Origin of the sequence: Oceanospirillum sediminis (genome assembly GCF_014164585.1) — a bacterium.
Taxonomy (GTDB): domain Bacteria; phylum Pseudomonadota; class Gammaproteobacteria; order Pseudomonadales; family Halomonadaceae; genus Oceanospirillum; species Oceanospirillum sediminis.
On sequence record NZ_JACJFM010000017.1, the window covers coordinates 91,892 to 102,329 of the forward strand.

The 10,438-nt window shown below is 46.0% G+C and carries 10 protein-coding genes; 6 read left to right on the forward strand and 4 right to left on the reverse strand.

The window, feature by feature from the left end; genetic code table 11:
- Positions 1-290: 290 nt before the first annotated feature.
- The 3 genes from H4O21_RS13800 (at position 291) to H4O21_RS13810 (ending at position 3,439) form a co-directional block, all read left to right on the forward strand.
- A complete protein-coding gene (locus H4O21_RS13800; protein ID WP_182809454.1) occupies positions 291-602 on the forward strand; it encodes a DUF4156 domain-containing protein in 312 nt (103 codons plus the stop codon).
- Positions 603-848: 246 nt separating this feature from the next.
- Positions 849-2,855, forward strand: coding sequence for a methyl-accepting chemotaxis protein (locus H4O21_RS26125; RefSeq protein WP_182809455.1), 2,007 nt, complete (start codon positions 849-851; stop codon positions 2,853-2,855).
- Positions 2,856-3,019: 164 nt separating this feature from the next.
- Positions 3,020-3,439 (forward strand): BLUF domain-containing protein, encoded by a 420-nt coding sequence (locus tag H4O21_RS13810; protein WP_182809456.1) that lies wholly within the window; start codon positions 3,020-3,022, stop codon positions 3,437-3,439.
- Positions 3,440-3,467: 28 nt separating this feature from the next.
- On the opposite strand, the gene H4O21_RS13815 is transcribed toward H4O21_RS13810, so the two are convergent.
- Positions 3,468-3,725: a hypothetical protein gene (locus H4O21_RS13815; protein WP_182809457.1), complete on the reverse strand. Its 258-nt coding sequence runs from the start codon at positions 3,723-3,725 to the stop codon at positions 3,468-3,470.
- Between the two features lie 218 nt (positions 3,726-3,943).
- On the opposite strand from H4O21_RS13815, the gene H4O21_RS13820 reads away from it, so the two are divergent.
- Complete coding sequence (locus tag H4O21_RS13820) at positions 3,944-4,363, forward strand: acyl-CoA thioesterase (RefSeq protein WP_182809458.1); 420 nt, start codon at positions 3,944-3,946, stop codon at positions 4,361-4,363.
- A 117-nt stretch (positions 4,364-4,480) separates the two neighbouring features.
- Here H4O21_RS13820 and H4O21_RS13825 read toward each other — a convergent pair whose 3' ends face one another.
- From H4O21_RS13825 to H4O21_RS13835, 3 genes are all read right to left on the reverse strand, one after another.
- On the reverse strand, positions 4,481-6,499 hold the full coding sequence (locus tag H4O21_RS13825) for a UvrD-helicase domain-containing protein (RefSeq protein WP_182809459.1): 2,019 nt from the start codon (positions 6,497-6,499) through the stop codon (positions 4,481-4,483).
- A gap of 5 nt (positions 6,500-6,504) precedes the next feature.
- Positions 6,505-6,846, reverse strand: a complete 342-nt coding sequence (locus tag H4O21_RS13830; protein ID WP_182809460.1) for an FKBP-type peptidyl-prolyl cis-trans isomerase — start codon at positions 6,844-6,846, stop codon at positions 6,505-6,507.
- Positions 6,847-7,143: 297 nt separating this feature from the next.
- Positions 7,144-8,139 (reverse strand): aldo/keto reductase, encoded by a 996-nt coding sequence (locus tag H4O21_RS13835; RefSeq protein ID WP_182809461.1) that lies wholly within the window; start codon positions 8,137-8,139, stop codon positions 7,144-7,146.
- Positions 8,140-8,404: 265 nt separating this feature from the next.
- Between H4O21_RS13835 and bla the strand changes: the two genes are divergently transcribed.
- Together bla and H4O21_RS13845 are read left to right on the forward strand one after the other, a co-directional pair.
- The gene (gene bla, locus H4O21_RS13840; protein ID WP_370463930.1) at positions 8,405-9,280 is read left to right on the forward strand and encodes a class A beta-lactamase; all 876 of its coding nucleotides are present in this window, start codon (positions 8,405-8,407) and stop codon (positions 9,278-9,280) included.
- Positions 9,281-9,631: 351 nt separating this feature from the next.
- Positions 9,632-10,399: an aminotransferase class III-fold pyridoxal phosphate-dependent enzyme gene (locus tag H4O21_RS13845; RefSeq protein ID WP_182809463.1), complete on the forward strand. Its 768-nt coding sequence runs from the start codon at positions 9,632-9,634 to the stop codon at positions 10,397-10,399.
- The last annotated feature ends 39 nt before the right edge of the window (positions 10,400-10,438 follow it).

The following is a 10,438-nucleotide window of genomic DNA, read 5'->3' on the forward strand; positions in this document are numbered from 1 at the left end:
TCATCTTAATCAGCTTTTATATCAAAGAGTTATATTTTTATAATTATTTTCTTATATAAGACCAGAAAATCATTTATTAGTCCAGTGAACTGACAAATGAGTTCCTGTAAAGAATGTAAATTTCAGACGGATAATAAACCTGAAAACGCTCAACTGCCTGCCGTTCACATAAGCCAGTTTGCGGCATACCTGTAAAACCGGGCTACGCATTGTCACTGTCAGTCAGGCATATAAACGCTATGATATGTCCAGGATAAACATCATAGTGGTGCACTATTAAGGAGAAAAGAATGCTGCGTATACTGCTGATCACAGGTCTGGCCGTTTTAGCGACAGGTTGTAACTGGGTAAAGCCTATCGCCGGAAGTGAGCAGGTTCGTTTGCTACAAAGCAATCAGGTCCAATCCTGCCAAAAACTGGGCAGTACTACCTCTTTTGTAAAACATAAAGTAGCGGGTATTGAGCGTAGCCGTGAAACAGTAATGGAAGAGCTGGTTATTCTGGGCAAAAATCAGGCTACAGAGATGACAGGCAACGCGATTGTCAGCCAGGGGGCAATGCAGAATGGCAGAATAAAGTTCCATATTTACCGCTGCCCATAGCCTGTCTGATCCGGGGCAAGCAAAGCTTGCCTCTTTGATCATCATATAAAAATAAAATACATACTACTCAGGAATGTTTTAAACTAGTATTTAGTATATAAATCTAATTAATAGACCTCAGACAAGGAAAATCAAAGGGTTAGCAGAGTATGATATCAGATTGTGATGTGCAGAAGCAGACGCTGCGAAGATATGCGCGCTTTTGGCAACACATCATAGTTGCGCATCAGTAAGGAGGACATCCCCGTGTTCTGGAATAAGAAATCATCTGACCGACGTGGCCCGCCGGATCATCAGATTCCTGTCATCGTCAAAAATATCCGACAGTCGGACATTCACAGTGATCGCTTGTCATCACTGAACTTTGGCGATCAGCAAACTGCTCTGGTTATTGCATTTATTTCACCCTGGCTGCCTTTTGAACAAACCGCTCGCAGTCTGAAACAGGCGATGCCTTTTGCCGACCACTTTATCGCCATTATGACCGCGGGAGAGTTAAGCTCTTGTGGCACAGGCTTTTACCATGATGCCAATGGCCAGTGGGACAATATTGTGCTGCAAAGTTACAGTGCCGTGCTATTTGATCAGGTAGAGATAAAAAAAATCCCTCTGCACTGCGACGATATGAAGCAGGGGCAGATTCGGCTGAACGAACAGGAACGTATTAAGCGGATTGAACAGGAAATATCCCGCATCAGTCTGCCTTTTGACGTGCGTTCCCAGGATACTCTGGCTCTGACATTTTTTGATGGCCTGACCGCCTGTGAAAACTTCTTTATGCAGGCCCTGTATGCCAGTAACAAACATCCCTGCTACTTTGTTGGAGGCTCTGCCGGAGGAAAGCTGGATTTCCAGCAAGCCTCTGTTTTTGATGGCAATCAGATTATTGATAATCATGCCTTAGTTATCTTCTGCAAACTGAAGCCTGATATTCGCTATGGTATATTCAAAAGTCATAATTTTCAGAAGACCGGAACTCACTTCACCATTATTGAATCAGACGCTCATAGTCGCTCCGTGCAATCTGTCATGCAAAAAGGAGATACCAGGGCTACCACACTGATTGAGGCGCTTTGTCACCACTTTCGTTGCTCCCCTTCAGAACTGGACAATAAACTGGCAGGCCATTCATTTGGTGTAGAAATCGGCGGCGAACTCTTTGTACGTTCTGTTGCCGGGATGGACCTGAACTCAGGTGTTGTCTCTTTTTTCTGTGACATGCATTTTGGCGACACTCTGCACCTGGTTAAAGCTAATGGTTTTGCCAGCCAGACCGATCAGGAATACCGGCGTTACGCATCAGACAAACCAGAGCCTGTTGCTATGCTGGCCAATGATTGTGTGCTGAGACGCCTGAACAACAGCAATGAACTGTCCCAGGTATCCAGTTTCAATCAGATTCCGGCAGCGGGGTTCTCAACCTTCGGCGAACTGCTGGGAGTCCATATGAATCAGACGCTGACAGCGGTTTTCTTCTACCGCTTGAAGCAAGGGGACCGCTTCCGGGATGAGTATGCCGATAATTTTCCTCAGTACTACAGCCATTTCCGAATGTACTTTATGGAGTCCCGGCTTAACAGCCTGCGTCAGATTAATGAGCTTCAGGCCGCACTGATTGATCGCATGGCAGAGTACAAACCTCTGGTCCGATCCATTATGGGAGGCTTTGATTCTTTGCAGAACTATACTGAAACCTCACGCAATGTGCTGAGTGATGTCCAGCAACGCTTTAATCACTTCAATACCACCATTGATGCCCAGGAAACAGATCGTGTTCAGCTCAGATCTGATGTTAACATCCTGCAAAACAATGCTGATGAAGTTATGTCAGTACTGAATGTCATTTCTGACATTGCTGACCAGACCAGTCTGCTGGCACTGAACGCTGCTATCGAGGCGGCCAGAGCCGGTGATGCCGGACGAGGGTTTGCAGTCGTTGCTGATGAAGTCCGTAATCTGTCTCAGAACACACAAAAAAGTGTCGATGAAACTGGCAAGACTATTAAGAATGTATCCGGTTCAATTATCAGTATTAAAGGTACCATTGATCGTACCAGTCTCTTTATGGAAGATATCACATCCAGTTTTTCTGAATTGAGCAGCGACATTGATAATATGATGCAATCTTCTACCCGTACCGGTGCAGAGGTCGCAACCAATATTGATAATATGAATGAGCTGGCAGAACGTCTGGATCAGATTGACGAAGAAGTCGATGCGATTCACAAACTGAAATCCCTGAGTGAATACTGATTCACGGTTATAAAAGCCCGTTAAAACACCCTTCATCCTCACTCTTTCATACTTTCCCCTGTTTCTGTATCCGTCCGAGAGACAGAAACAGGGGAAAACAAAATAAGTGGCAGCGATTCAGCAACCATCTACACTAAAATCTAACCCGGCAAGGAGGTTAAGCTATGTACCTGGTTCGTTTGATTTATTGCAGCACATCTGTGCAAGAACTCAATATAAATGATATTGAACAGATCATTCACATCGCGAAAGAAAATAATGCCAGGCATAATGTATCTGGCCTGCTCTGCTTTAATCGCAAGTATTTCCTGCAATGCCTGGAAGGTTCCAGAACAAACGTCAATAAGACCTATCGATCAATTCTGAATGATCCTCGGCATAACAATATTGTATTACTGGAATACAATGAAATTACCCAGCGAGAGTTTCAGCAGTGGTCAATCGGCTATGTATCAGAGAACAGCATTACCAAACCACTCTGTATGAAATACTCTGGCCATAGTGAATTTACCCCTTATGAGATGCGAGGTCAGAGCTGTCTGAATATGATGCTGGAGTTAAGGGACAGCGTCATCATTATATAAAACAGCGTATTCTGGTAAGTCTGACCAGCTAATGTAGCTGATCATCTTCAAATTCTGCCAGCATCTGTCGTTGATGATAACCCTCTTTGTAATCTTCAACTTCCTGCTCCAGCAAAGCAACTTTCTCTTTCAGACGAAAAAAAGCAGCCCTGACCATAGCAACATCCTGTAGCACCATAGGCATCTGGTCTGCCAGGAATTCAGCATCCTCTGCATCTCTTTCTTCTTTCCAGCGCGACAGCCTTGCCAGAAGTTCAGGCGATGTAGCAGAGCGGTATTTTGACATTGCATTACTCCGTTATTCAGATAACCAGTATGGCAGCAAGCAGGCCGGTATGTCACGGAAAACCAGTCAATTAAGGATGATATCGCAACAGAAATATCTTTTCTTTATATATTAAAAATCAGTGAGTTATACAGGAAGTTATAAGCGAAGCAGTGAAAACTCCGTTATCATATACCCTATATCCTGTTGACTCACTATTATTCCCGGAGAACTCAGTAATGGCTGAAGAGACTAAAGGTCGCTTAACAACACGCACTATGGCAATGCCTGCCGACACCAACCCTGCAGGTGATGTTTTTGGTGGCTGGGTGCTGTCTCAGATGGATATCGCGGCAGGTATCTGTGCCAGTCAGCGAGCCCAGCAGAGAGCGGTAACGGTGTCTGTTGATGGCATGAGCTTTATTCAACCCGTTAAAGTAGGAGATATCCTTGGAGTGTACACGGATGTGGTTGAGGTAGGCCGCACCTCGATGAAAATCCATGTTGAAGCCTGGGTCCGGCGAGGCCAGATAGGCTCCCGCGAAAAAGTGACTGAAGCTATTTTCAAATTCGTCGCACTGGATCAGGATGGAAACCCTACACCAGTACCCGATAAGAATGATCTGCCGGAATATGCCGCAGAAGACTGCAGTCTGTAACGGTAACGCACACCTGTGTGCACCCTGCCTGTTTTATTCAGATGAAAAATAGTCAGATCAGGGCAGGTACAATGTGCCTGTCCCCATATTTGCGAGCCATCCCGCATAATCTAATGCTCAGAGCGTATCATATCCGCTCTGCTGAGTAATAAAGCGGGATACAGCCTTATCCGATGGAATATAAAAGACCAGCTCTTCTTTAGCCCGTGTGGCGGCCACAAATGCCAGTCGTTGCTCCTGTTCAATATAATCAGGCAGGTTCAACTGGTAGGGAATACCGTTCTGATCCCGTTCTGCATGTCGTCTGGCAAACGGAAAAACACCTTCAGAAAAATCAAACAATACAACTTTATCAAACTCCAGCCCTTTAACTCTGTGCGCCACCTCGACATGAATATAATTCTCTGCTTCCTGAATCTCGGATAACTGGTCTTCATAACGACTATAAATGGTTCTGACAAATCGATCCGCCATCACAGGAACCAGCTGCTCTTTACTGCTCTCTCCGGCATCCTGCTGTAATAAAGTGATACATTCGCGCAGAAACTCTTCATAGATACGTTCATAAATATTCAGCATAGTCTGAGAAGGAGAGACCGCTTTCAGCTTGTCCGTTAACAAAAATGAGCGCACAAAACCTTCAAACTGAACGGTTATATCATCCGTGTCATCTGCCAGAGCTGCAGGATTAAGAGCCGGGCCTTCAGCATAGCGCCAGAAAGATGGTCGCTCAGACCTTATCCGATTTTCCACCCAGCAGTTAAGAATATACATCAGGCTCTCTGTAACACAGCTCAGCGCTTTATAATTGATTGCCGCGTTATGTTTAAAATGCAATCCGGCCCTTACCAGAAAAGCTTCCACATCAACCTTCTGATCATGCGTTCTGACGATATAAACCACACTTTTATTCGTTCTCAGCCAGCCAGCGGTAATTTCCATCAGTTGCTGGTCACTCCGCTCAACCCAGGCTGCATCCCGGGGTTTCAGCCCTATGATTTCGGCATTATGAATATCAGCTAAAGGCACATCATCCAGGAAAGGATCATCGAACAGTTCGTCACTCTCCTGAGTGTCAGAGGAGATCAGTAAGTTGCGGGCAATTTTATTGGCAAAACCGGCTATGTGCTGACCAAAACGGAAAGATTCTGACAGATAATATGTGGTGATATGGCCCAGTGCCTGATCAATCCCGCGGATCAGATAAGCCGGATCAGCTCCGGCAAACTCAAAGATACTCTGCCTGGGGTCACCGACAGCATTCAGCTGGCAATGTTTGCGACAGGCATTCACTACAAGGAATTGTGATACTTCAGAAACATCCTGAAATTCATCTACCAGAATATAATCATACCGATTCTGCAGATACTCCAGCGCCCGCTCAGATCGGGTCAGATACATGGCAGCACGATACAACTGATCTTCAAACAGAGAGACACCCTGAGCGACCAGATACTCATCCACTCTGGCCACAAAACCCACCAGCTCATCCCATTCACCATGGGGTACTTCAGCTGGTTTTTTCTCCCGCATATCATTGATGACACCAATCATATTGCGATACGTGGTCATCACCGACACACAGTGCTCAATCAGCTCATGCTGCCGGGGCCAGCTCCGAAGCAAATCACTGATGTCCCGCTCCATATCAGGAATAGCATCGACCACCTGTTGTGCGTTGATCTGCAGGTTTTTATTTTTCTGAACCACTCGAATGCCACGGTTACGAAAAACGCCACCCGAGAAAATCCCCTTAAATAAAACGGACAGACTGTTGGCGCTGACCGGCTCATGACTGAGAATTAACGAACGATCCGGGCATACATTAAACAGATCATAAGTCAGGCTCTGCCCCCAGGAATGGAAAGTTCTGATATCCGGTAAAGCAGAGTGTATACCTTCAGCAAACAGTAAACCGCTCAGCTTATTCTCAAACTGATTTTTGATACTACGGTTAAAAGCCAGAATAAGAATCCGTGAAGCAGGTACTCCCGTCGTCAACAGATAGCGTACGCGGGCCAGCAGAGTGGTTGTTTTACCGCTGCCAGGCCCTGCAATAACTCTGACATGCTGATCTTTATCCAGAGAATGGTGAATGAAGCTCTGCTGGGATTCGGTGTACTGATATTTACTCATCGGAGTCAATCCTCCCGATTCAGCGCTTCCAGCAATTCAATTTCGAAGATCAGATTAGAATTCGGTGGAATCTTGTCACCTATCTGACGCTCGCCATATCCCAGCTCAGCAGGTACAAACAGTTTACGTTTACCGCCAACTTTCATCCCTCTCAGCCCCATAAACCAGCCCTGGATTACTTTTCGACTACTGAGTACTGTCTCAAAGGGCTTACCCTTATGATAAGATGAGTCAAACTCAGTACCATCTTCCAGAAAGCCACGATAGTGTGCCGTAATCAGTGCACCTTTCTTAACCTCAGTGCCTTCTCCAACCACCAGATCTTCAATAATCAGTTGTTCTGACATCTGTTCGTACTGCCCTGTTGTTCTGTTATGTTAATTCAGCAGCAGAGCTTACGGGCTTTGGCTCTGAGCTTCAATATTCTCTAGAGACAAGCAGCCCTCCTGAATATTGTTTGAATAAGGTCCAGAATCAGCCCAATCCCATTTCATCAGAACGACCTCAAAGCCCCCCTCAACAACGAGACAAACACCATGCATGTGAATCAGACAAGCATATATCCGGCAGTCACCACTCAGCCTGAAAGAAAGGCCCTCAAGTAATCCGGATGAGAGGGTAAACTATGCCGTATATCTGAAACTTCAGCTAAACTCTTCTGTATCGATTTCCAGCTGCGTATCTGCATTATAACGAGGCCCGGAAACGGTAGTCTGGTTAATAATCTGATCCAGACGATCAAAAGCGCTAGCGCTTAGCGTGATATCCTTTGCACTGAAATTTTCCTTCAAATGCTCAGGGTTGGTGGTTCCCGGAATCGCAATAATATGATCGCCACGTCCCAGCACCCAGGCCAGAGCCAGCTGTGCCAATGTACAGCCTTCTTCCTGCGCTATCCGGGAAACCTGGTCCAGCAACACCAGATTCCTGGTATAATTTCCTTGTTCAAAACGGGGCATACTCCGGCGCAGATCTTTTTCAGCCAGGGCCGAAAGATCTGTTAACTTTCCAGTCAGAAAAGCCCGCCCCAGAGGGCTGAACGCCACAAATTTTGTGCCCAGTTCACGGCAAGTTTCCAGTACAGCAATTTCAGGGTTACGGGTCCATAGAGAGTATTCCGTCTGCATTGCTGCAATCGGATGGACTTCATGCGCCCTACGTAATGTTTTTGCAGACATCTCCGACAGCCCTATATTTCTGATCTTGCCTTCTTCCACCATACGGGACAATTCACCCACACTATCTTCAATAGGCACATTGCGATCCAGGCGATGCAGGTAATACAAATCAATTACATCCGTCTGCAAACGTTGCAGGCTGCCTTCCAGGGTTTTACGGATTGTTTCTGGCCTGGCATCCAGTATGCGTTTACCCAGGTCATCTTTAAACAGCACACACTTACTGGCCAGAATAAATTCGTTCCTCCGGCTCTTCAGCGTCTTGCCTAATAAGCTTTCATTAGCCCCAAAACCATATAACGATGCGGTATCCAGATGGTTATAGCCCAGATCCAGAGCGGTCAACAGCAAGCGTTCTGCATCCTTTTCAGGAGGTGGTGTTCCGTAGGCATGAGACAGATTCATACAACCCAGTCCGATGGGGCTACAGTGATTAAAAAGCTCCGAATGGTGTGATGTCATAAACAAACTCCTGCTTCAGTAGTGCTATACATACTCTTCGTAGTCATCAGGTAAGAACCAGAACAACTCAAAGGTTTATCAGTGTCTACTATTTTGTGAATAAAATCATTTTGATACGACCTGATCAGTGCCTGGATAGTGTAAGGGTATCAATATCGGCAAATAGTCAGGCAGATAACTGTTTTATCTGAGATGATTTTTTTATTCAGAAATGACTGACTTCTGTGTATAACAAAAAATTATGAAGAACAGACAGAGCGGGGAAATAAAACTAATGCTATCAGTTTACAGAGTATTGCCACTGATAATTTGGGGCATATTCATAGCATCTCCTGCTGTGCAGGCGGATACAGGCACCCTGACTGAGCAAATCAGATCGGTTGAAGCTGATACAGGAGCACGTATTGGTGTCTATGTACTGGATACTTCAAACGGTACGAACTGGCAGTATCATGGCCAGGATCGCTTTCCACTGATGAGCACATTTAAAACCCTGGCTTGTGCTAAGCTGTTGCACGATGCTGACTATGAAGGCTTGTCATTAACGGAATCAGTTGTCATCAAAGCGCATGATCTGATCACCTGGTCGCCAGTCATGAAAAAAAGAGTGGGCCAGGCCGTTTCCCTGACAGAAGCCTGTGCCGCCACGATGTTGATGAGTGATAATACTGCTGCCAACATTGTTCTGAACGCCATTCAGGGGCCCGATGCTTTAACTGCTTTTTTGCGCCGGACAGGGGATCGAGTGACCCGCCTGGATCGTGTTGAACCGGCATTAAATGAAGCCTTGCCGGGAGATGAAAGAGATACAACTACTCCGGAAGCAATGGTCGATAACCTGAAGCGCTTATTACTGGGAGATATCTTATCTGATGCCGCTCGCCAACAGCTTACAGACTGGATGAAGGGTAACAAGGTGTCAGATAGCCTGCTGCGTTCAGTGCTTCCGGATGGCTGGGCTATTGCAGATCGCTCAGGAGCCGGAGGTTCAGGTTCCCGCGGGATAACGGCTGTTGTATGGCCCGCGGATAAAGCGCCTTTGATCATCAGTATCTATATGACAGAGACTGAAGTGTCATTTAAGGAAAGAAATGCGGCTATCGCTGCCATTGGACGTGAGATATTTAAGACATGGCAGTAGCATGTATTACTATTTTACGAACAATAGCCCTTTGGTCAAACATATTGACCTTGTGCTGCTTTTACTGACATACTCTCTGGCTATGAACACATCTAACTTTTCTCAGATTATGGCATGCCACTCTCACCGAGCACTGCGACGCAGTGTTGCGAAGGCCTGCGCCTGTCTGAGAAAAAGATCCCGACGACGCTGATTTTTAAATCACGTTTCTCTCAGAAAGCCGCAGAACATATCCTGCGGCTTTTTTGTTTCCGCATGCGATGTTCTGCCTTCAGGCCCTTTCGGGCTGCTCCTGCTGGTCTGTTTTCACACTCAAATTTTATGACCAGTTATTTATAAAGGAATATCGCAATGTTGAGCTCTGTTTCAGATATATCTGCTGCTGATGGCAAAAATTATCTTATGCCCATTACCTCCCGGCCTGATTTTGCCATGGTGCGAGGAGACGGGAATTATCTGTATGACAATACAGGTAAAGCCTATCTGGATTTTATTCAGGGCTGGGCTGTTAATACGCTGGGGCACAATCCCGCAGTAATCAAACAGGCTTTGCTGGAACAAGCCGATTGTCTTATTAATCCCGGACCTGCATTTTATAACGGGCCTATGCTGAATCTGGCCAGGGTATTGTGTGAACACTCCGGGCTGGATCAGGCCTTTTTTGCCAATTCAGGGGCTGAGGCCAATGAAGGAGCTATTAAACTGGCACGTAAGTGGGGAGCAAAATATAAGCAGGGTGCTTTTAAAATTATTACCTTCGAGAAAGCATTTCATGGCCGTACCCTGGCGACGATGTCAGCTTGCGGAAAAACTGCTTTTGAACCTCTGTTTGAACCCAAAGTCAGCGGCTTTACCAAAGTACCCTATAACAATCTGGCCGCTGTTGAACAGTCGATAGATGCACAAACCACAGCCATTATGCTGGAGCTTATTCAGGGGGAAGGCGGCGTTATTCCGGCAGATGCAGAGTTTATCAAAGGACTGGAAAGTCTGTGTCAGCAGCACAACCTGTTGTTGATTGTTGATGAGGTGCAAACGGGTATTGGCCGGACCGGCGCTTTGTTTGCTTGTAACTATTCAGCCCGCTCTCAACTATTTGCTACCTTGACGAATAGTTGAGATCTGTCAGTTTATGCATAGCAACAGACATTGAAGAGC